20 protein-coding genes and 1 pseudogene are annotated in these 21701 nt (G+C 48.2%); 5 read left to right on the top strand and 16 right to left on the bottom strand.

Translation table 11 applies throughout. From position 1 onward, the window contains the following. Positions 1 to 58 precede the first annotated feature (58 nt). The 5 genes and pseudogenes from KDD30_RS15970 (at position 59) to KDD30_RS15950 (ending at position 5483) form a co-directional block, all read left to right on the top strand. On the top strand, positions 59 to 748 hold the full coding sequence (locus KDD30_RS15970; protein ID WP_211646708.1) for a histidine phosphatase family protein: 690 nt from the start codon (positions 59 to 61) through the stop codon (positions 746 to 748). Beyond that, positions 745 to 1575 (top strand): aminoglycoside phosphotransferase family protein, encoded by an 831-nt coding sequence (locus KDD30_RS15965; RefSeq protein ID WP_211646707.1) that lies wholly within the window; start codon positions 745 to 747, stop codon positions 1573 to 1575. The genes KDD30_RS15970 and KDD30_RS15965 overlap by 4 nt, the downstream gene beginning before the upstream one ends. A 52-nt stretch (positions 1576 to 1627) precedes the next feature. Further along, positions 1628 to 3178: a hypothetical protein gene (locus KDD30_RS15960; protein WP_211646706.1), complete on the top strand. Its 1551-nt coding sequence runs from the start codon at positions 1628 to 1630 to the stop codon at positions 3176 to 3178. 18 nt (positions 3179 to 3196) lie between these two features. Further along, positions 3197 to 4294 carry a hypothetical protein gene (locus KDD30_RS15955; RefSeq protein WP_211646705.1) on the top strand — a complete coding sequence of 366 codons (1098 nt, stop codon included), beginning with the start codon at positions 3197 to 3199 and terminating at the stop codon, positions 4292 to 4294. Between the two features lie 202 nt (positions 4295 to 4496). Next, a pseudogene (locus KDD30_RS15950) lies at positions 4497 to 5483 on the top strand (transposase). Between the two features lie 209 nt (positions 5484 to 5692). Here KDD30_RS15950 and glmS read toward each other — a convergent pair. The 16 genes from glmS to mnmG form a co-directional block, all read right to left on the bottom strand. Then, positions 5693 to 7528, bottom strand: a complete 1836-nt coding sequence (gene glmS / locus KDD30_RS15945; protein WP_211646704.1) for a glutamine--fructose-6-phosphate transaminase (isomerizing) — start codon at positions 7526 to 7528, stop codon at positions 5693 to 5695. Between the two features lie 30 nt (positions 7529 to 7558). After that, positions 7559 to 8329, bottom strand: a complete 771-nt coding sequence (locus tag KDD30_RS15940; RefSeq protein WP_211646703.1) for a DeoR/GlpR family DNA-binding transcription regulator — start codon at positions 8327 to 8329, stop codon at positions 7559 to 7561. Positions 8330 to 8498: 169 nt separating this feature from the next. Then, a complete protein-coding gene (gene glmU / locus KDD30_RS15935) occupies positions 8499 to 9860 on the bottom strand; it encodes a bifunctional UDP-N-acetylglucosamine diphosphorylase/glucosamine-1-phosphate N-acetyltransferase GlmU (protein ID WP_211646702.1) in 1362 nt (453 codons plus the stop codon). 211 nt (positions 9861 to 10071) lie between these two features. Continuing rightward, positions 10072 to 10494 carry a F0F1 ATP synthase subunit epsilon gene (locus tag KDD30_RS15930; protein WP_211646701.1) on the bottom strand — a complete coding sequence of 141 codons (423 nt, stop codon included), beginning with the start codon at positions 10492 to 10494 and terminating at the stop codon, positions 10072 to 10074. A gap of 17 nt (positions 10495 to 10511) precedes the next feature. After that, positions 10512 to 11918, bottom strand: coding sequence for a F0F1 ATP synthase subunit beta (atpD, locus tag KDD30_RS15925; RefSeq protein WP_211646700.1), 1407 nt, complete (start codon positions 11916 to 11918; stop codon positions 10512 to 10514). Positions 11919 to 11950: 32 nt separating this feature from the next. After that, positions 11951 to 12817 (bottom strand): F0F1 ATP synthase subunit gamma, encoded by an 867-nt coding sequence (atpG, locus tag KDD30_RS15920; RefSeq protein ID WP_211646699.1) that lies wholly within the window; start codon positions 12815 to 12817, stop codon positions 11951 to 11953. A 44-nt stretch (positions 12818 to 12861) separates the two neighbouring features. Continuing rightward, positions 12862 to 14403, bottom strand: a complete 1542-nt coding sequence (atpA, locus tag KDD30_RS15915; protein ID WP_211646698.1) for a F0F1 ATP synthase subunit alpha — start codon at positions 14401 to 14403, stop codon at positions 12862 to 12864. 16 nt (positions 14404 to 14419) lie between these two features. Next, on the bottom strand, positions 14420 to 14953 hold the full coding sequence (atpH, locus tag KDD30_RS15910) for a F0F1 ATP synthase subunit delta (protein WP_211646697.1): 534 nt from the start codon (positions 14951 to 14953) through the stop codon (positions 14420 to 14422). 17 nt (positions 14954 to 14970) lie between these two features. Continuing rightward, positions 14971 to 15441 carry a F0F1 ATP synthase subunit B gene (gene atpF, locus KDD30_RS15905; protein ID WP_211646696.1) on the bottom strand — a complete coding sequence of 157 codons (471 nt, stop codon included), beginning with the start codon at positions 15439 to 15441 and terminating at the stop codon, positions 14971 to 14973. Positions 15442 to 15491: 50 nt separating this feature from the next. Further along, a complete protein-coding gene (gene atpE, locus KDD30_RS15900; RefSeq protein WP_005302247.1) occupies positions 15492 to 15749 on the bottom strand; it encodes a F0F1 ATP synthase subunit C in 258 nt (85 codons plus the stop codon). 67 nt (positions 15750 to 15816) lie between these two features. Beyond that, the gene (gene atpB, locus KDD30_RS15895) at positions 15817 to 16623 is read right to left on the bottom strand and encodes a F0F1 ATP synthase subunit A (protein ID WP_211646695.1); all 807 of its coding nucleotides are present in this window, start codon (positions 16621 to 16623) and stop codon (positions 15817 to 15819) included. 8 nt (positions 16624 to 16631) lie between these two features. Then, a complete protein-coding gene (locus KDD30_RS15890; RefSeq protein ID WP_211646694.1) occupies positions 16632 to 17021 on the bottom strand; it encodes a F0F1 ATP synthase subunit I in 390 nt (129 codons plus the stop codon). A gap of 177 nt (positions 17022 to 17198) precedes the next feature. Continuing rightward, positions 17199 to 18101 carry a ParB/RepB/Spo0J family partition protein gene (locus KDD30_RS15885; RefSeq protein WP_211646693.1) on the bottom strand — a complete coding sequence of 301 codons (903 nt, stop codon included), beginning with the start codon at positions 18099 to 18101 and terminating at the stop codon, positions 17199 to 17201. Positions 18102 to 18107: 6 nt separating this feature from the next. Next, complete coding sequence (locus KDD30_RS15880; protein WP_211646692.1) at positions 18108 to 18902, bottom strand: ParA family protein; 795 nt, start codon at positions 18900 to 18902, stop codon at positions 18108 to 18110. 17 nt (positions 18903 to 18919) lie between these two features. Further along, complete coding sequence (gene rsmG, locus KDD30_RS15875) at positions 18920 to 19543, bottom strand: 16S rRNA (guanine(527)-N(7))-methyltransferase RsmG (RefSeq protein WP_211646691.1); 624 nt, start codon at positions 19541 to 19543, stop codon at positions 18920 to 18922. Beyond that, positions 19540 to 21444, bottom strand: a complete 1905-nt coding sequence (gene mnmG / locus KDD30_RS15870; protein ID WP_211646690.1) for a tRNA uridine-5-carboxymethylaminomethyl(34) synthesis enzyme MnmG — start codon at positions 21442 to 21444, stop codon at positions 19540 to 19542. Before mnmG ends, rsmG begins: the two co-directional genes overlap by 4 nt. Positions 21445 to 21701: the final 257 nt, after the last annotated feature.

Raw genomic sequence — 21701 nt, 5'->3', positions numbered from 1 at the left:
TCATAAGTGAAGCCTTTTTTCTATCTAAAATATGGGGTTAGAGCTAAAGATCCTGTCTATGAGGACTGACTTAGTTATTGGTCACAATAAACTACCAAAATCTTCGATTAGACTTGTTTTTGTTAGGCATGGAAATGCTGAACACTATGGCAAAGAGATTGCAGCTGATTCCTCACTTACAGATATTGGAGAGAATCAGTCTATAGAAGTATGTCAGCATATCATAAAACACTATGAGGTAGATGATGTGTTTTGTTCGGAGCTATCTCGGACTCAAAATACGGCCTTACTATTATTAAAAAACCTTGGTCTAAAAGTGAAAATTGACTGTCTATTAAATGAAGCTCATACCTTTAAGGATTGGCGGATACTTACTAAAGATACATTAGAAAAAAATATATTACGTAGAATTATTAAAGCAGAAGAGAGACCCGAAAAAGGAGAGTCACCAAAAGATGTTCAGGGAAGGTGTGAAGCGTTCTTAAAACATATATCAAGTGACTACAGTAACTATGGTAAAACGATCGCTATTTTTGGTCATTTTTCTTGGATTAACATGCTACTTAACTTTATTAATGGGAAAAGTAGTTGCTGTAATGTGAACTGTGTTACTGAGATACCAAATGCTTCCATAACGGAAATGATCATCCACAATACACACGATGATGATGAATTCGGTGATGTGTTTTTTACAATTAAGAAAGTTGGTGATGTATCTCATCTAATTAATAGTGAGGTTACGGTATGATGGAATTAATTTATGAAGATTATAAGTATTTGTCTTCTGGTTACGAAGCTGATGTATTCTTCTCCGAAGAGAAACATACGATTATCAAGGTTCATAAAACAGCACAAGTTAAGGATGGCAATGATGACTTTGTAACGGATATAGACCTCTACAATCAAGAGTATGACATTTTGAACTTTCTTGAGGGCAAAGGCTTACTCTCGCCGAGTCAACCTAGATTAGTAACTAATCTAGGAAAACTCATGTTGGAAATGGAATACATAGAGAGCGATGGTTCGACGTGCAGTATAGATGAAAAAATTAGCTATTTAATAAAGTTACACGCTCTGCCGGTTAGTGGCGTTGTAGCATCGATCTCGAGAGGGTCAACAGCAACATTTAATGAATATATTATAAACCGACTTATGGACAGAGCATCCAAACTCTATAGTCCATCTTTAGATCCTATAGCTACAATTTATCAAGAGCTTTTGTCTTGCCTAAATTCTAGATGTGAAGATGATAGTTTACTTCATCTCGATTTTAGAAACGAAAATATTTTATGTAAGAATTCTAGGATTGTTGGTGTAATAGACTGGTGTAATTCGTTGGTCGGAGACCCACTTATGGATATCGCTCGATTGATATCTTTTGAGGAAAACCTATCAATAATAGATAAGTATCTAACCAGGAAACCTAATAAAAACGAATTAGGTAGAATATATATATATCTTATAGATGTTTATTTGATGCTAACATTGTTTTATAAAAGTATTTGTTCACAGAACAGTACTCTTTATAGAAGTAAACTAGAAAATGCTATTGGGTGTTTCAATGAATTGTCATAGCACTTTAAACTGTTTAGTGGTAAATCTGACCAGCAGTACAGTCGTAGAGGATATGACTGATAGAACAATTGTCTATTATAAATCAATTAAAGAGTTAGAGTCTATAGATCTGATATTTGATACTCTGTATATAATCGCAGAAGAAGGACAGTGCACTGCATATGATATTTTACAATTAAGTAGAAAACTCGATAAGTCAATTGGATATAAGTTTATAGAAAGTTGTTCTAAGTTTATTATATCAGATCCAAGTTATTCTGCTAATGAGGATAACCTTGTTATAGATAGGCTTTCAAACCGAAAAGTTACTTCAGAAAATTTTAAGTATGTTTCCGAAGAGAAAAAGTTATCGGAGATAGAAACATTAGAACTATTTAAAAGAAACTATAACCTCATAGCTATTACATCACATGGAAGAGTTGATGCTACATATCTTCCTAATGTTGTTTTATGTTCTAAATCATCGTGTTTTGACTCTAATGAAGAACTTACATTAAGTTGCGAAAATTCTAGCCAGTGTTATTACGCACCTCGAACTGTATTAAATAGTTCTAGTATTAATAGTGAGGTGCTATTTTTAAATACATGTAACTCTATAAATTCTCATGGGACAGGTTTTAATACTGCAATAGATTTTTCGCGTAATACCAAATGTAGGGCATTTATAGGCTCACCAGTAGTCCATAATAGTACAGAATATCAAACTCTAATTTTCGTAAACAGTTTTATTAATGGAAACCCGATTTACAAAGCACTGGATGATACTGAGTTTTCTCTCCGTTCTCATGAGCAAAGGTCAATGCTTATAGTAGGTGATCCTCTTACTCGAATTTCTAATCCACCAAAGTTGGTCGAGCACTTAAACAAGAATGAGGATATTCTGATAAAGCTTGGAAAACTTGAAGAGAGAGTATCTAGAGGACTACAAACTCTCGTTGAAACGAAATCAGTGGCAGGTATTAGTATCAGCACTATAAAAAATGATGTATACGAAATGAGTCGCTACATTGATGAGATAAAAAACCTCAAGAAGCAAGCGTTAAGCTGTATAAGAGATGATCTCGACTATACATTATTTAATATACAGTCTTTGTTTGAAAAACGTGTGAGAAAAATTCAGAACGAAATGGTTGATAAATTAATTAAGAAGTCTTCCAAAGGTGTTGTTTCAATAAATGAGAATATGTTTCACTCTTTTAAATTGACTCATAGCTTTGATGACATTTGTAATGAATGCTCATCCTCAGTTAATAAAGTGGTTTACGAAAACAATAGAGTTTTTTCTTATTGCGGGAATTGTTCATTACAGAATGAAAATTCAAATGAACACTCCAGTTTTTCAACAAATATTTCAGTTAATAGAGAAGAGTTAACTGCAAATATATCTAACTTAAAAGAAAATAGTCTAGTTGTAGTTTTATTATCTGATGTTGGTAGGTTTGGAGTGAGAAATCATTTTGTGAAAAGCGATATAGTATCTAACAAAGTATGTCTATCACTTCCAATCGATAAAAAGCTTCCCAGACATCCTTATTGGCTGAAAACATTCGTACTCGTTGACTTAAGTGTCTGCATTGAAACAAAAACAATGAATATTACATAAAAAAGTTAAAAAGAAGTTATGAACAAATTAAATAATATCTTCAAGACACTTGATTCAATCAAGGAAAACTATCGGCTAGGTCTAGATTATAATGGGAAGCACTTATCTCCAATATTTTGTGGCTTCGCTATCGTAAATGATTATTTTAGTATGAAGCTAATTCAAAGAACATTTAGAGAAGTAACTTTTATATCATACAATTATATAGATTGTGATGAGATGAAAGAATACTACGTAATTAATTTCGACAGTTTACCTTTACATGAGCCTATTACAGTATGGATACCATACAGTAGCATTCGATACCAATCAGAATCATACAAAGGACTTAAACGTGACAATGCACACTTTGGTAAGATAAAAAAACTATCTTTTGTTGGGATTACACCTAAATCTGGTATTACACAAGAGGCACATAGTGAGATAGTGAAGTCTGATGTTATAATTGCCTATGATCGCTTCGCTAGTTTCTTATCCGAGATAGGCTTGGATAACAAGTATATTGAAACCTTTAAATATAATGGAAAAGATTTCAACGAAAATATTATCTGTGTAAGTAATATTCTAAGGGATTTTTCAAATGATGACAGCAAGAAACGTGCTGTAGTATTATGTGACGGTTCGCCTTTAATATACGACTTGGACGCTGGTATTGATACTAACCTATATCAAGTGTCCTTTTTCTCTGCTACCCCAGTAGGGTTAATAATACTTGCATCACTTTATAAGGACTCTTGTGAAAAAAATATCGTCTATCTTTCTGGTAGTGACTATAGGTCAACGGAAATTATTGACAAGGTACAACAGATTGCAAATATGATTAAACAAGGTATTGTGCTGACATTAGTTGAAGGCTCATGCTTCGATATAGAGGAGTTAGTAGGCATGATCGGTAAGTATATCGACGTTTATGGCTATGTAGTATCTGACTATGGAATGGAAACTGAAAGTATTATCCATATAAGGGGTGGAGATTTTCTCACTAATGGTGATGTTGATGATATGAAAACGAGTCTAACTACACTTGTACTTTCCAACAGACAGCAGTATGAGCAGGACTCAATCTATTCCGACTGTCCGAGCGAAAACTTAGGGTTACTGGATAAGGCAATTTAATATTTAAGTCCGTTACAGAGTGTTAATTTGACTGGGGTGACGGACTATTGGCTAAATGTTGGATTAATACTATTGGCAAAATTTTCAGACTTGTAGTTGGAAATGATTTCGTTAGCTGAAGACCATTGAGGTTTTGTCCGCTTCTCCTATGCTGAGACAGTCTAAACTGGAGATTTCTGCCACATAACAGCACGAGATCACCATGAAGAAGTCACGGTTCACTGAGTCTCAGATTGTCGCAATTATCAAAGAAGCGGATGCTGGCCTGAAGGTCGATGATATTTGCCGTTAGCACGGGATTAGCAGCGCCACCTACTATAACTGGAAAGCCAAATATGGCGGGTTGGACGCCTCTGAGCTCAAGCGAATCAAAGAGCTTGAAGCAGAAAATGCCAAGCTCAAAAAGATGTTCGCAGACGTCAGTTAAGAAAACCAGGCCATGAAGGAGCTGTTCGAAAAAAGGGTTGGTAGTCAGCAGCAGGCGCGATTGTGCATGTATGTTGGTGGCTGCAGGTCTTAGTGTCACCCGTGCGTGTCGACTCACGCTTTTGGGACGGGCCAACTACTACAGAAGTCCCAAGGATTGGCGCATTGCCGACAGCGATGTCATCGATGCCCTGAATGCAGTACTTGAGAAGTCACCCAATGCAGGATTCTGGAAATGCTTCAAGCGAATGCGACAAAAACGCGTATTACCGGCTCGCATCGCTACGCCATTAGATGTGGTGAATAAAACGAACTATCAATGGGCACTCGATTTTATGCATGACAGCCTATACTGCGGCAAGCGTTTTTGGACACTGAACATTCTTGATGAATCCACCCGAGAATGTCTGGTGATAGCAGTGGATAAGAGTTTGCCTGCAGGAGGCGTAGTGCGTGCCTTAGAGCATTTAAAACAGGAGCGAGGTCTGCCAAAACAGCTTCGAATGGATAATGGGCCAGAGCTGTTATCGTCCCAGCTAACTGACTGGTGTCATTGAGATGGTTTATATCCAGCCACAAAATGGCTTTGTAGAACGTTTTAATGGGTCATTTCACCGCGAGTTCTTGAATGAGTCACTCGAGCATGGCTTGGGTATGGATGTGCGATTACAACGAAGAGCGCACCCACGAGAGCTTAGGCAATATTCCTCCGGCTGAATACCGGAGGCAACTGGAAACCTCTAGCTTTGAATTGTCTCGCTAAAGGGGAAGTGGACAGTATTCAACACTTACACGACAGAGGAAATCAACAGGATGAAAGAGTTGGCTAGTTCATTTTTTGCTCAATCTGTGTAGATACCTATGATTAAAGGGGCATAAGCAGTTTAGAGAAGGCAGCGTACCGATTAGAGAACGCTGCTTTTTAGTATGATACTTTAATACTTAGTATGAAAATTTATTCTGCTCATACACTTACTCGACAGTCACTGACTTGGCCAGGTTACGCGGCTGGTCAACATCTGTGCCTTTGATCAGAGCTACATAATAAGACAGCAGTTGCAACGGCAGGGTGTAGAGGATCGGTGCGATGAATTCGTCACAGTGCGGTACGTTGAGTACAGTCATGGTGTCGTCACTGGCGAAGTGGGCATTCACATCTGCAAAGACATACATCAGGCCGCCACGGGCGCGTACTTCTTCCACGTTCGACTTGAGTTTCTCCAACAGCTCGTTATTCGGCGCAACCACGATGACCGGCATATCCGCATCGATCAGTGCCAGCGGACCGTGCTTGAGTTCACCCGCAGCATAAGCTTCCGCGTGAATGTAAGAGATTTCTTTCAGCTTCAGCGCACCTTCCATAGCGATTGGTGATTGCTCACCCCGGCCCAGAAACAGGGCATGATGCTTATCGGCAAAATCTTCCGCCAGGGCTTCAATGTCATCGGCCATCGCCAGCGTCTGCTCAATTTTAGATGGCAGACTTTGCAGCGCCGAAACCAGCTGAGTTTCCTGAGCCGCATCCATTGTCTGATTGCCACGGCCAATTGCCCCCACCAGCATCAGCAAGCCAGCCAATTGAACAGTAAAGGCTTTCGTCGAAGCAACACCGATTTCTGCACCGGCTTTCATCATGTAAGCCAGATCGGATTCACGCACCAGCGACGAGCCCGGCACGTTACAGATCGTCAGGCTGGCCATGTAACCCATTTCTTTCGCCAGACGCAGTGCCGCCAGCGTATCCGCGGTTTCGCCGGACTGAGACAGCGTGACCAGCAGGCTGTTGTCGAACACATGAGACTTGCGATAGCGGAATTCAGAGGCGATTTCCACATTACAGGACACACCCGCCCACTGCTCCAGCCAGTAACGCGCCACCAGACCGGCATGGTAGCTGGTCCCGCAGGCAATGATCTGAACATGTTTCACTTTCTGAAGCAGGGCTTCCGCACCTTCACCAAAGGCGGATGCCAGCACTTTACCGTTCTGCAAACGGCCTTCCATGGTGCGTTGCAGGGCAATCGGCTGCTCGTAGATTTCTTTGAGCATGTAATGGCGGTACTGGCCCTTGTCACCGGCGTCATGGGAAACTTCAGATTCTTTTATTTCGCGTTCAACGGCTTCGCCGTTTTTGTCGAAAATAGTCACTTCGAAACGAGTCACCTCAGCCACATCGCCTTCTTCAAGGAATGCAAAGCGACGGGTCACTGGCAGCAGAGCCAGTTGATCAGAGGCGACAAAATGCTCATCGACCCCATAGCCGATCACCAGCGGGCTACCAGAGCGGGCGACGACAATGCGGCTCGGATCACGACGGTCCATGACCACAGTCCCGTAAGCACCTTCCAGTTGTGTCACGGTTTTCTGAACCGCTTCCAGCAGCGTTTCAGCGCGACGCAACTCCCAATCCACCAGGTGAGCGATCACTTCGGTATCGGTTTGCGACACAAAGGTGTAGCCCCGCTCTGTCAGTAATGCACGCAGCGGCTCGTGGTTCTCGATGATGCCATTGTGCACAATGGCGATGTCGTCGCCGGACATGTGCGGGTGAGCATTGATTTCAGACGGCTCACCATGGGTTGCCCAGCGGGTGTGGGCAATACCAGTCCCACCAGCAATCGGACTGGCAGCCACAGCATCGGACAACTCCTGGACTTTACCCAGACGACGCACCCGGCTCAGCGCATTCGCAGAATCCACAACCGCGACACCGGCTGAATCATATCCCCGGTATTCCAGACGGCGCAGGCCCTCAATCAGAATGCCTGCCACATCACGCTGCGCGACAGCACCAACGATTCCACACATATCTTACTCCTGCAAACTTCAAGATTGTTATCAGTTGACGGCAGCGCAGATCACCTGCACCCCTTGTTGTTCGATTTCTGCTTTTGCGGCCGGATCCAGACCGTCATCGGTGATCAGGGTACTGATGCTCTGCCACGGCAGTTCCAGATTGGGGATCCGACGACCGACCTTGCTGGATTCCACCATCACCACCACTTCACGAGACACCTCAGCCATGACCCGGCTCAGACCAATCAGTTCGTTGAAAGTGGTGGTTCCGCGACTGATGTCGATGCCATCCGCACCGATAAACAGTTGGTCAAAATCATAAGAACGCAAGACCGACTCAGCGACCTGTCCCTGAAAAGCCTCGGAGTGGGGGTCCCAGGTCCCGCCGGTCATCAGCAGCGTCGGCTCGTTTTCAAGCTCGTTGAGCGCATTGGCGACATTGAGAGAATTCGTCATCACAATCAGACCCTGCTTGTCACCCAGCAGGCTGATCAGCGCCGCCGTCGTGCTTCCGCTGTCAATGATGATGCGGTTATGGTCACGGATCCGGGCGGCAGCAGCCTGGGCAATCGCCAGCTTTCGAATCGAAACTTCCGGTTCGTGGCCTGCCGCCACAATTTCAGACGGCATCGCAATCGCACCGCCATACCGGCGCAGCAGCAACCCCGCTTTTTCAAGCGCGGCTAAGTCTTTACGGATGGTGACTTCAGAGGTGGTAAATTGTTGTGCCAGTGCATCGACACTGACTTCGCCCTGTTCATTGACCAGAGCAACAATACTGTGGCGCCGCTGCTGTGTGTTTCGTTTCGACATGTAAGTTTATTTTGCAATTTAAGTTTCGAACTGAAACTAAATATAGCAAAACAAAAGAATGGAGATCAAGAAATTACCAGCAAAGTTTCACAGAGATCTGACAGGGCAGCGGGATACAGTGATAAAAAAAGCAGCGCATCAGCGCTGCTTTTTCAGATTCCAAGAATCGTTATTTTTTCTTTTCCGGCCGTTTCCAGCCTTTAATTGTGCGGGCTGGCACGCGAGTAATGACTAACTCGCCATCACCGACATCCCGGTTTATCGTGGCACCGGCACCAATGGTTGCACCCTTGCCGATTTTCACAGGCGCAATCAGTTGTGTATCCGATCCGACAAATACATCATCTTCGATTTCGGTTCGGAACTTATTGGCACCGTCGTAGTTACAGGTAATCGTACCCGCACCAATATTCACCCGAGCACCAATTTCTGCATCGCCCAGATACGTCAGATGACCAGCCTTAGAACCCTGACCCAGACGGGCCTGTTTCATCTCAACAAAGTTACCGACATGAGAATCGCCAACCAGCTCCGCGCCCGGACGCAGGCGGGTAAACGGCCCCACAGAGCAATCTTCACCGACGGTCGCGCCTTCGATAATGCTGTACGGACGCACCAGACTGTTGTCGTCAATTTCACAGTCAATCAGTACAGAACCTGCACCAATCACGACATGATTGCCCAGGGTTACATTGCCTTCGATCACGACATTAACGTCAATTTCAACATCCTGACCGCACTGCAGCGTCCCACGCAGATCAAAGCGCGCCGGATCACGCAACATCACGCCTTGCTCCAGCAGCCGCTCAGCCTGCATCAACTGATAAGCCCGCTCCAGACGCGCCAGCTGAACACGATTATTGACGCCTTCGACTTCTACCGCCATCGCCGGATGTACTGCCTGGATCTGACGGCCTTCACTGTGTGCCATAGCAATGATATCAGTCAGGTAATATTCACCCTGCGCGTTCTCATTCTTTAGTTGGCCAAGCCAGCGCTTCAGATCGCCACCATTGGCGACCAGCACGCCGGTATTAATTTCACAAATCGCTTTCTGCGCTTCCGTCGCATCTTTCTGCTCAACAATCGCAACAACAGCATCGTTTTCCCGCACAATCCGGCCATACCCCGTCGGATCATCCAGTACCACGGTCAGCAGGCCGATACCACCAACCGGCTGTGCATCCAGTAGGTTTTCCAGCGTTTCGCCGGTGATCAGCGGTACATCCCCGTACAGCACCAGCACCTGCTCATCATCCGCAAAATGAGGGGCAGCCTGATTGACAGCATGTCCCGTTCCCAGTTGCTCGGCCTGAAGGACCCAATTCACAGGCTCTTCTGCCAGGCGAGCCTGCATGACATCGCCGCCATGCCCATAGACCAGATGGAGGTTAGCCGCCCCTGCATCACTGCAGGTATCAATGACATGCTTCACCATTGGCTTGCCTGCCAGTGTATGGAGTACTTTCGGCAGGGCGGAATACATGCGGGTGCCTTTGCCCGCGGCCAGGATCACAGCGCTGAAGCTCATGAATCAGTGTCCCTTCTAATGAATGTCGGAAAAAGTTTGGAGCATTGTATCGGCTCACTGCGACGGATATAAGCCTTTGCCGCATATTATTGACACAATGCATACAGGCAGGCGCGCGCTTTGTGAGCTTATCCGGGTCTTTCTTCGATTTCCCTAAATCGCAGCCATAAAAAAAGCGACCCGATGGGTCGCTTTTTGCTCAGATGCCTGATTAACGCTTCCGCTTGGTCAGCTCGATGACTCGAAGCTGCGCGATTGCTTTAGCCAGATCACTGGCCGCTTGCGCGAAGTCGATGTCGCCGTGCTGATTATGGATACGCTCCTCAGCCTGACGTTTCGCTTCTTCAGCCTTGGCTGCGTCCAGATCAACGCCACGGATTGCTGTATCCGCCAGGACAGTCACTGCCCCAGGCTGAACTTCCAGCATACCGCCGGAGAGGTAGATAACTTCTTCCTCACCGTTTTGTTTAACGATCCGGACCATTCCTGGCGTGATAGCGGTCAGCAGCGGGGTGTGACCTGCGTGAATACCCAGTTCACCTTCGCTACCGGTCACCTGGATATTTTCAGCACGACCAGAGAACAAACGTTTCTCTGCGCTTACTACGTCCAGATGGAAGGTTATCGCTGCCATGTCGCCTCCTGTTCAGCTTACAGCTTCTTCGCGTTTTCCAGTGCGTCTTCGATCGCGCCGCAGTACATGAATGCCTGCTCTGGAATGTCGTCGTATTCGCCGGCCAGCAGGCCTTTGAAGCTGCGCAGAGTATCTTTCAGAGGTACATAGATACCCGGGTCGCCAGTAAATACCTGTGCAACGTGGTAAGGCTGAGTCAGGAAACGCTCAATCTTACGTGCACGGGCAACCGCTTGCTTGTCATCTTCAGACAGCTCGTCCATACCCAGGATAGCGATGATGTCTTTCAGCTCTTTGTAACGCTGCAGGGTGCTTTGAACACCACGCGCGATTTCATAGTGCTCCTGACCAACCACCAGCGGATCCAGCATACGAGATGTAGAATCCAGTGGGTCGATCGCTGGGTACAGACCCAGAGAAGCAATCTGACGAGACAGTACAACAGTCGCATCCAAGTGGGCAAACGTGGTCGCCGGAGATGGGTCAGTCAAGTCATCCGCAGGAACGTAAACGGCCTGTACGGAAGTGATAGAACCAGTCTTCGTCGAGGTGATACGCTCCTGAAGCACACCCATCTCTTCTGCCAGTGTCGGCTGATAACCTACTGCAGAAGGCATACGACCCAGCAGTGCAGATACTTCTGTACCAGCCAGGGTGTAACGATAGATGTTATCGATGAACAGCAGTACGTCACGGCCTTCATCACGGAACTTCTCAGCCATCGTCAGGCCAGTCAGAGCAACACGCAGACGGTTACCCGGTGGCTCGTTCATCTGACCGTAAACCATTGCTACTTTCGATTCTTCAGGTTTTTCCAGGTTTACAACCCCGGCTTCCTGCATCTCGTAGTAGAAGTCGTTACCCTCACGCGTCCGCTCACCAACACCGGCGAAAACAGACAGACCAGAGTGTTTCAGGGCGATGTTGTTGATCAGTTCCATCATGTTGACGGTCTTACCAACACCCGCACCACCGAACAGACCGATTTTACCACCCTTCGCGAATGGGCAAACCAGGTCAATCACTTTTACGCCGGTTTCCAGCAGTTCAACTGCGTTGGACTGATCTTCGTAGCTTGGTGCTGCACGGTGAATTGAGTAACGCTCTTGTTCACCGATCTCACCACACTCGTCAATTGGCTGACCCAGAACGTTCATGATACGTCCCAGAGTCGCTGTACCGACTGGTACTTCAATTGGTCGACCTGTGTTTTCAACAGTCAGACCACGACGCAGGCCATCAGAACTACCCATAGCGATACCACGAACTACGCCACCGCCCAGCTGCTGCTGAACTTCCAGTACCAAGGTACCTTTTTCTTTGGCATCAACGTGCAGGGCATCATATACCTGGGGTACAGAATCCTGTGGAAACTCTACGTCGACTACCGCACCGATGATCTGTACGATCTTACCTGTAGCCATCGTTAATCCTCTAAACTTATTAATTCTTTGCCTTAAACAGCGGAGGCACCAGAAACGATTTCCGACAGCTCTTGTGTGATCGCAGCCTGACGGGCTTTGTTGTACACAAGTTGCAGTTCGTCAATCAAGTTACCTGCATTATCTGTTGCTGCTTTCATCGCAACCATCCGGGCCGCTTGCTCACAGGCAAGGTTCTCGACCACACCCTGATAGACCTGAGATTCGACATAGCGAACCAGCAGGGTGTCCAGCAGAGGTTTTGGCTCAGGCTCATAAATGTAGTCCCAAGCGTGGTTGCGTTTCATTTCTTCGTCTTCTGACTTAGGCAAAGGCAGCAATTGATCGATCACTGGCGCTTGTACCATGGTGTTCACAAACTTGTTGTACACCAGGTACAGACGATCCAGTTGGCCTTCATCATATTTCTTCAGCATCACACCCACAGTACCGATCAGCTCATCGACAGAAGGCTTGTCACCCAGACCTGTCACCTGAGCCGCAACACGGCCACCGTAGTTGTTAAAGAAAGCTGTCGCTTTAGCCCCAATCAGGGCCAGCTCAACCTCAGCGCCTTTATCTGACCAGGACTTCATGCCGTTGATGGCTTGTTTGAACATGTTGACGTTCAAGCCACCACACAGACCACGGTCAGTTGAAACAATGATGTAACCTACGCGCTTGGCCTCACACTCCTCAAGATAAGGATGCTTATACTCGAGGCTACCAAGGGCGATATGACCGATCACTTTGCGCATTGTTTGTGCGTATGGGCGTGATGATTCCATCGCGTCTTGCGATTTACGCATTTTAGACGCAGCAACCATCTCCATCGCTTTGGTGATCTTCTGAGTGTTCTTCACACTGCCGATCTTGTTACGTATCTCTTTTGCGCCGGCCATCGTTACTCTCCTTGAGCTGGTGATCGCTTGCGATCACCAACCAATTACCAAGTCTGGGTCGCTTTGAAATCTTCAACCAGTTTCACGAACTGGGCTTCAACTTCGTTGTTCCACGCACCCGTTTCATCAATCTGAGCAACCAGCTCAGCGAATTGACTCTTGGCGTAAGACAGTAACGCAGCTTCGAAATCTGCCAGCTTATTCAGCTCAACATCTTTCAGGTAACCTTTCTCAGCAGAGAAAATCACCAGCGCCTGCTCAAATACAGACATTGGCGAGTACTGCTTCTGCTTCATCAGCTCGGTTACTTTCTGGCCGTGGTCCAGCTGACGCTTGGTGGCGTCATCCAGGTCAGAAGAGAACTGTGCGAATGCAGCCAGTTCACGATACTGAGCCAGTGCGGTACGGATACCACCAGACAGTTTCTTGATGATCTTGGTCTGCGCAGCACCACCAACACGGGATACCGAAATACCTGGGTCAACCGCAGGACGGATACCGGCGTTGAACAGCTCAGTTTGCAGGAAGATCTGGCCATCGGTGATCGAAATCACGTTGGTCGGTACGAACGCAGAAACGTCGCCCGCCTGAGTTTCGATGATTGGCAGTGCGGTCAGAGAACCGGTTTTGCCTTTCACTTCACCGTTGGTGAACTTTTCTACGTACTCTTCGCTTACGCGAGCCGCACGCTCCAGCAGACGGGAGTGGAGGTAGAAAACGTCACCTGGGAATGCTTCACGACCTGGTGGACGACGCAGCAGCAGAGAGATCTGACGGTAAGCAACAGCCTGCTTAGACAGGTCATCGTATACGATCAGTGCATCTTCACCGCGGTCACGGAAGTATTCACCCATGGCACAACCAGCATAAGGTGCCAGGTATTGCAGCGCCGCTGCTTCAGAAGCAGATGCCACAACAACGATGGTGTTTTTCAGTGCGCCGTGCTCTTCCAGCTTACGAACCACGTTTGCAATGGTTGAAGCTTTCTGACCAATCGCGACATAGATAGAGTAGATACCAGAGTTCTTCTGGTTGATGATGGCATCGATCGCCAGTGCGGTTTTACCGATCTGACGGTCACCGATGATCAGCTCACGCTGGCCACGGCCGATTGGAATCATCGAGTCAACCGCTTTGTAACCAGTCTGAACAGGCTGATCAACAGATTTACGGTCGATTACACCCGGTGCGATCACTTCTACAGGTGAGGTGATGTCGCTCTCGATTGGGCCTTTACCATCAATTGGCTCACCCAGGGTGTTAACAACACGACCCAGCAGAGCAGGGCCGACTGGAACTTCCAGGATACGACCGGTCGCGGTCACTTTCATGCCTTCCTGCAGGTCAGCATATGGGCCCATCACAACCGCACCAACCGAGTCACGCTCAAGGTTCAGTGCCAGTGCGTAACGGCCGCCTGGTAGTTCAATCATTTCACCTTGCATGACATCTGCAAGGCCGTGGATACGAATGATACCATCGCTGACAGAAACGATCGTACCTTCGTTACGCGCTTCACTTGCAACGCTGAATTTCTCAATTCGCTGCTTGATCAGTTCGCTAATTTCCGTGGAATTAAGTTGCATGCTCCAATTCCCCAAATCAAGACTGCAACGTATCGTTCAGACGGGCTAGTTTGCCGCGCACTGATTGATCGATGACTAAGTCTCCGGCTCTAATTACAACCCCGGCAATCAGGGTCTCGTCTACACTGCAGTTCAGCTTAACCTTACGCGCCAGACGCTCTTCCAGCTTCTTGCTGATCGCACTCAGTTGACCCTCGTCCAACGCAACCGCAGAGGTCACAGTGGCATCGATGGTTTTTTCCAGTTCGTCTTTCAGGAACAGGAACTGAGTACAGACAGCAGGAAGTGCTTTCAGACGTCCGTTTTCAGCCATCACCTTGATCAGGTTCTGGCCGGCTTCGTTGAGTTGCTCGCCGCAGACGGAAATAAATACTTCCACCAGCTTGTCGGCCGCATAACCCCCATCCAGGATATCCTGAATGGTGTCGTTGTTTGCGACTTCCGCAGCAAAGGTGAGCATTTCAGACCACTGGGTCAACTCACCTTTCTCAACCGCATAATCAAAGGCTGCTTTAGCGTAGGGGCGTGCGATAGTAGTCAGTTCAGACATGTTGCTTGCCCCTTCTATTACAGATCTGCAGTGACTTTGTTAAGAAGATCAGCATGAGCGTCTTTATCAATAGAACGCTCGATGATTTTCTCAGCACCAATCACAGCCAGAGTTGCAACTTGTTTGCGTAGTTCATCGCGCGCGCGATTTCGTTCTGCATCAATTTCAGCACGACCTTGAGTCAGAATTTTTTCACGCTCAGCCGTCGCTTCCGCTTTGGCCTCTTCGATGATTTGAGCTTTGCGCTTATTGGCTTGCTCAATCAGATCAGTTGCAGTGCGTTTTGCTTCTTTCAGTTGATCAGAAGCATTTGCCTGCGCCAGGTTCAGATCTTTGGCAGCGCGATCCGCTGCTGCCAAACCGTCAGCAATTTTCTTCTGACGTTCTTCAATCGCTGCCATGATCGGTGGCCACACATATTTCATGCAGAAGACCACGAACAGGAAAAACGCGATAGCCTGACCCAGCAATGTTGCATTCATATTCACAACGGCATCTCCTTAAACAGGGTTGCTATGGGTCCGTTTACGTCCGTTGATTAACCAGCCAGTTGTCCAACGAATGGGTTTGCGAATGTGAATAGCAGAGCGATAACGATACCGATCATTGGAACCGCATCCAGCAGACCTGCGATGATGAACATCTTAACTTGCAGCATTGGCGCCATTTCTGGTTGACGAGCTGCGCCTTCCAGGAACTTACCACCCAGCAGGGCGAAACCAATCGCAGTACCCAGGGCAGCAAGACCTACAATGATGCCCACGGCAATTGCAGAAAAGCTTAGTAAAGTTTCCATCACTATCTCCAGTTTATTGTTGTCGGCCTAAACGCCAGTAAAGAAAAATTTAAAAATTGTTTACGTCTTAATGATTGTCTTCGTGTGCCTGAGACAGGTACACAATCGTCAGCATCATAAAGACGAAAGATTGAATCGTAATGACCAGGATGTGGAAAATTGCCCACGGAACCGAGCCCAGCCATTGAGCCCACCACGGCATCAGTGCCGCGATAAGGATAAACACCACCTCACCGGCGAACATGTTACCGAACAGACGCATACCCAGAGAAATAGGCTTCGCCAGCAGCGAAACTACTTCCAGTAGCAGGTTGAACGGAATCATTACCGGGTGATTGAACGGGTGTAATGCCAGTTCTTTGGCAAAACCGCCCAGGCCTTTGATCTTGATGCTGTAATAGATCATCAATGCAAAGACACCCAGCGCCATTGCCATGGTGATGTTAACATCAGCTGATGGTACGACCTTCAGATAAGGAATACCCAACCAATGCTCTGCCGGATACGGAAGAAAGTCGATTGGAACCAAGTCCATGACGTTCATCAGGAAAATCCAACAGAAGATCGTCAGAGCTAGCGGAGCTATCAGCGGGTTGCGGCCATGAAAGGTTTCTTTGACACTGTTGTCAACGAATTCCACCATGATTTCCACAAAACACTGTAGCTTCCCCGGCACCCCTGAGGTTGCCTGCTTCGCTGCCAGACGGAACAATCCCAGAAAGATTGCCCCCGTCAACACAGAGAAGAACAGGCTGTCGATGTGTACCGCCCAGAAACTTCCTTCCGCCACCAGGCCCAGCTTATCGGTTGATAAGTTAGTCAGGTGGTGAGTGATGTAACTGGATGGAGTAAGCGCTTCACCTGGCGCAGCCATAACTCATCCTATTTGTTGTTGTTAATGAATAAAACCGGCGCACAGATATTAATACCCAGAGCCAGCAAATAGGTCAGTTTGAGGGGAACAAGTTCCACCTCGACATACAAGTAGACAAGGGAAAACAAGATGACTGTAATGAGGATTTTCAGCACTTCTCCACTGTAGATGGACGCCATCACCAGACGGGCCTTACTCGCCCCGCCATAAAGAAAAGCGCACACAGAAAAAGCGGCGTTAGCAATTACAAAGATGCCACCACCGATCAGTGCAGAGATTCCCCAGTCAACATTGACAGCAAACACTGCCATGATTGCCGTTGTCAAAACGACGCCAGATTGTAACAACAACAACCGCTTCGCCAATTGGCGTCCCGGTCTGACCAGCGCCGAAACCATGTATTCATTCCTCGAGTCCGTTCCACTACACATACGTCGTGCTGGGAAAACTGCGAAAATTATACGGGTCAATAAATTGAATGCAATCTAATCACAGCAAAAAAACAGTTAGATTTTATAACACATTATCCCGATCACGCGGTGGTTACTTTTACGGCAAAAATAGTACGAAACTCGTCACACTTCCGAACTGAACATTGCCAGTAGTTGCTCTAACTTCTGCGGTTCGTCAAAATTTATAATAATTTTGCCTTTACCATTCTTGCTTTGATTTATCGCAACCTGAGTGCCGAAATGCTCACTCAGACGGTTTTCAATCGCTTCAACTTTGGGATCAACAGGGGCAGGGGCCACTTCTGGCGCCGGGGCAAGCATTTTTTTCACCAAACGCTCGGTATCCCGGACAGTCAGAGATTTAGCCACGACGGTGTGGGCCGCTTCCAGTTGCTGTTCAGCAACCAGAGACAGCAAAGCACGGGCGTGACCCATTTCCAGCTGACGCTGGGCCAGCAACCGTTTGACCTGAGGTTCCAACTGATTCAAACGAAGCAGGTTGGATACCGCAGCACGGGACTTGCCGACAGCTTCGGCAATTTGCTGATGGGTGAGGGAGAATTCATTCTGCAATCGCTCCAGCGCCTGAGCTTCCTCAATGGCATTGAGGTCTTCACGCTGGATGTTTTCAATCAGAGCAATCGCCACGGTGGCACGGTCGTCCACGTTTTTCACCAGACAGGGAACGACTTGCAGTCCTGCCTGACGCGATGCCCGCCAGCGACGTTCGCCGGCAATGATTTCATACTGTTGCGGTGCGAGTTGGCGAACCACGATCGGTTGGATCACCCCCTGCGCACGGATGGAGTCAGTTAATTCAGCCAGCGCTTCGTCCGACATATCCTGACGAGGCTGGTACTGACCCGGTTGCAGCTGACTGACCGGCAAATCGCGCAATGCGCCTTCGGCCGGTACCGTTTCTTCCTTGCTGACGGCCTCTGCGGCCTGTTGTCGTTCACGAGCCACCGAACTGGTGGCCAGCAGTGCATCAAGGCCTTTTCCCAGGCCTCGTTTATTCATGGTCATGTTTGCTTATGCCTCTACCTGAGCAGATTCACCCGCAGTTTCCTCACGACGGATAATCTCTCCGGCCAGGGCCAGGTAAGCCTTGGCACCACTGGAGGTCTTATCATAGTACATCGCCGGACAGCCGTGACTCGGCGCCTCAGCCAGACGGACATTACGTGGGATCACGGTGCGGTAAACCTTGTCGCCAAAATGCTTCTTCAACTGCTGGGACACTTCGTTCGCCAGTCGGTTGCGTGGATCATACATGGTGCGAAGCAAGCCTTCTATCCTCAGATCAGGATTCACCACTGCAGCCAGTTTACTGATGGTATCCATCAGCGCCGTCAGGCCTTCCAGTGCAAAGTATTCACACTGCATCGGCACCAATACAGAATCGGCGGCAGTCATGGCGTTGATCGTCAGCAGGTTCAGCGACGGTGGGCAATCGATAAAGATGAAATCATAGGATTCTCTGACCGATGCCAGGGCCGTGCGCAGCCGGACTTCGCGGGCAAACACTTCCATGAGTTTAATTTCGGCAGCGGTCACGTCTCCGTTCGCTGCCACCAGATGATAACCACCGGCATTTTCAGTGATCACCACCTCAGAGAATGGGGTTTCTTCGACCAGAAGTTCATAGGCCGTGGCATCAACCTGATATTTGTCCACACCGCTGGCCATCGTGGCATTGCCCTGGGGATCCAGATCAATCACCAGCACCTTGCGCTGCGTTGCGGCCAGTGAGGCAGCCAAATTGACACAGGTCGTGGTTTTACCCACGCCACCTTTTTGGTTGGCAACAGCTATGACTTTTCCCACGAATCACCCTCGTTCATTCATTCCTTTGCCGTCAAGAGTACTAAATGACGCGCCCCCTCCAATTCGGGGACATGCAAAGATTTGACCTCACTCACAGAACACCAGGATGGTAGCTCAGCAAGCTCCTCTTCCGCAACCTGACCTTTGAGCGCCATGAAATAGCCCTCTTGGGTTGGCAGGTGACGGCACCAGTGCACCATGTCAGACATCGACGCAAATGCCCGGCTCAGAACGGCATCAAAGCCCTGTTCTGGTTGAAATTCTTCCACCCGGCTCTGGACCGGTGTGACATTGTCGATGTTGAGTTCATGAAGCACCTGGCGGATAAATCGGATCCGCTTCCCCAGACTGTCCAGCAATGTGAACTGTTTGTCCGGATGCATGATGGCCAGCGGGATGCCGGGCAGACCAGGGCCGGTCCCGACATCAATAAAGCGTGTCCCTGATGCCAGATACGGACTCACCGCCAGGCTATCCATAATATGCTTCACCAGCATTTCATTGGGATCACGTACAGACGTCAGATTATACGCTTTGTTCCACTTGTGCAGCAGACTAACGTAGCCCACCAGTTGCTCAAGTTGCTGTTCTGTGACCTTGAGTTCAGTTTTTGCAATTAACTGCGTCAGACGTGCTTTCACGCGGCCACCTCCGGGTCACCTTTTTTCAGCAACCCGTGCTTTTTCAGGTAAACCAGCAACAGTGAAATCGCCGCCGGTGTTACACCGGAAATCCGGGACGCCATGCCAATCGTGGCCGGGCGTGCTTCCGTCAGCTTGGCCACCACTTCATTGGACAAACCTTTCACCAGACTGTAATCCAGATCGGCCGGCAGTTTACTCTGCTCATGACGCAGGGATTTTTCCACCTCTTCTTTCTGGCGGTCGATATAGCCCTGGTATTTAACCTGAATTTCGACCTGCTCACTGGCCTGCACATCCTCATGGGCCGGACCAAACGATGTCTGTGTCGTCAGTTGCGTATAGGTTACTTCCGGTCGGCGCAGCAGATCTTCACCATTGGCTTCACGCATCAGCGGGGTTTTCAACATGTCATTGATCGATGCCGCTTCTTCGGAAGTCGGGTGGATCCAGATCGACTTCAGACGCTGACGTTCCTGCTCAATATGCTCCATCTTGGTATTGAAACGCGCCCAGCGTGCATCATCCACCAGACCGAACTGACGACCAATTTCTGTCAGACGGATGTCTGCATTGTCTTCCCGCAGCAGCAAACGGTATTCCGCACGTGAGGTGAACATGCGGTATGGTTCTTTGGTGCCCATGGTTGACAGGTCGTCAATCAGCACGCCCAGATACGCCTGATCACGACGCGGGCTCCAGCCGTCTTTGTCCTGAGACAGCAATGCGGCATTCATCCCGGCGAGCAGTCCCTGAGCGGCCGCTTCTTCGTAGCCTGTGGTGCCGTTGATCTGTCCGGCGAAGAACAGACCGGCAATAAATTTCGTTTCCAGCGTCGGTTTCAGATCACGCGGGTCGAAGAAATCATATTCAATCGCGTAACCCGGACGAATGATGCTGGCATTTTCAAAGCCTTTCATCGAATGGACGATCTGCATCTGCACATCAAACGGCAAGCTGGTGGAAATTCCGTTCGGATACAGCTCATGGGTCGTCAGGCCTTCCGGCTCAATGAAGATCTGATGGCTGTTTTTATCCGCAAAGCGCATGACCTTGTCTTCAATCGACGGACAATAACGTGGGCCAATCCCTTCGATCACACCCGAGTACATTGGGCTGCGATCCAGATTATTGCGGATCACATCATGGGTCTGCTCATTGGTATGGGTGATAAAACAAGGGATCTGACGCGGATGATCCGATGGTTTGCCCATAAACGAAAATACAGGCGTCGGGTTATCACCGTGTTGCGCTTCGAGCTGACTGAAATCAACCGTGCGGGCATCAATGCGTGGTGGCGTACCGGTTTTCAGGCGATCCACCCGAAACGGCAGCGCACGCAGACGATCCGCCAGCGCGATCGATGGTGGATCCCCGGCGCGACCGCCGTTGTAATTTTCCAGGCCAATATGGATCTTGCCGCCCAGGAAAGTCCCCACCGTCAGAACTACAGCACGGGCACGGAATTTCAGGCCCATTTCAGTGATCACACCCACAGCACGATCCTGCTCGACGATCAGATCGTTGACCGCCTGCTGAAACAGCATCAGATTGGGTTGATTCTCCAGCGTTTCACGGACGGCGGCTTTATACAGCGCGCGGTCAGCCTGCGCACGGGTGGCGCGTACGGCCGGACCTTTGGAAGAGTTCAGGGTCCGGAATTGGATCCCGCCTTTATCGATGGCGGTTGCCATGACACCACCCAAGGCATCCACTTCTTTTACCAGGTGGCCTTTACCGATCCCGCCGATTGCCGGGTTACAGGACATCTGACCCAGCGTATCAATATTATGGGTCAACAGCAGGGTTTTCTGACCCATCCGAGCTGCTGCCAGTGCGGCTTCCGTTCCGGCATGACCGCCACCGACGACGATGACATCAAAATTTTCCTGGTAAAACATGAAACTACCTCAGGTGATCAATTAGCCAGTCAATTTGCAAGAAGCAAAGGGGGATATTCTACCTTGTTTCAGAGCAAGAAAGAATCACTCTGATTCGATCAAATGATCCAAGGATGAGATCCTAAATATATATAAGATCTTTTAAAGAAGATCTTTTATTGGATCTACTATTAGGATCCCCCGATCGTGTGGATAAGTGGTTTTTGATCCGAATGATCATGTGTTTAGGGAGGATCACTTCTTGTGAGGTGTCCGGG

This window comes from Photobacterium sp. GJ3 (genome assembly GCF_018199995.1).
Taxonomy (GTDB): Bacteria; Pseudomonadota; Gammaproteobacteria; order Enterobacterales; family Vibrionaceae; genus Photobacterium.
This window is presented reverse-complemented; position numbering and strand designations above follow the sequence as displayed.

What these genes read in the sequence shown, in the direction of transcription:
- KDD30_RS15970 (WP_211646708.1), top strand. Translation starts at nt 59, where the DNA reads ATGAGGACTGACTTAGTTATTGGTCACAATAAACTACCAAAATCTTCG.
- KDD30_RS15965 (WP_211646707.1), top strand. Translation starts at nt 745, where the DNA reads ATGATGGAATTAATTTATGAAGATTATAAGTATTTGTCTTCTGGTTAC.
- KDD30_RS15960 (WP_211646706.1), top strand. Translation starts at nt 1,628, where the DNA reads ATGACTGATAGAACAATTGTCTATTATAAATCAATTAAAGAGTTAGAG.
- KDD30_RS15955 (WP_211646705.1), top strand. Translation starts at nt 3,197, where the DNA reads ATGAACAAATTAAATAATATCTTCAAGACACTTGATTCAATCAAGGAA.
- glmS (WP_211646704.1), bottom strand. Translation starts at nt 7,528, where the DNA reads ATGTGTGGAATCGTTGGTGCTGTCGCGCAGCGTGATGTGGCAGGCATT.
- KDD30_RS15940 (WP_211646703.1), bottom strand. Translation starts at nt 8,329, where the DNA reads ATGTCGAAACGAAACACACAGCAGCGGCGCCACAGTATTGTTGCTCTG.
- glmU (WP_211646702.1), bottom strand. Translation starts at nt 9,860, where the DNA reads ATGAGCTTCAGCGCTGTGATCCTGGCCGCGGGCAAAGGCACCCGCATG.
- KDD30_RS15930 (WP_211646701.1), bottom strand. Translation starts at nt 10,494, where the DNA reads ATGGCAGCGATAACCTTCCATCTGGACGTAGTAAGCGCAGAGAAACGT.
- atpD (WP_211646700.1), bottom strand. Translation starts at nt 11,918, where the DNA reads ATGGCTACAGGTAAGATCGTACAGATCATCGGTGCGGTAGTCGACGTA.
- atpG (WP_211646699.1), bottom strand. Translation starts at nt 12,817, where the DNA reads ATGGCCGGCGCAAAAGAGATACGTAACAAGATCGGCAGTGTGAAGAAC.
- atpA (WP_211646698.1), bottom strand. Translation starts at nt 14,403, where the DNA reads ATGCAACTTAATTCCACGGAAATTAGCGAACTGATCAAGCAGCGAATT.
- atpH (WP_211646697.1), bottom strand. Translation starts at nt 14,953, where the DNA reads ATGTCTGAACTGACTACTATCGCACGCCCCTACGCTAAAGCAGCCTTT.
- atpE (WP_005302247.1), bottom strand. Translation starts at nt 15,749, where the DNA reads ATGGAAACTTTACTAAGCTTTTCTGCAATTGCCGTGGGCATCATTGTA.
- atpB (WP_211646695.1), bottom strand. Translation starts at nt 16,623, where the DNA reads ATGGCTGCGCCAGGTGAAGCGCTTACTCCATCCAGTTACATCACTCAC.
- KDD30_RS15890 (WP_211646694.1), bottom strand. Translation starts at nt 17,021, where the DNA reads ATGGTTTCGGCGCTGGTCAGACCGGGACGCCAATTGGCGAAGCGGTTG.
- KDD30_RS15885 (WP_211646693.1), bottom strand. Translation starts at nt 18,101, where the DNA reads ATGACCATGAATAAACGAGGCCTGGGAAAAGGCCTTGATGCACTGCTG.
- mnmG (WP_211646690.1), bottom strand. Translation starts at nt 21,444, where the DNA reads ATGTTTTACCAGGAAAATTTTGATGTCATCGTCGTCGGTGGCGGTCAT.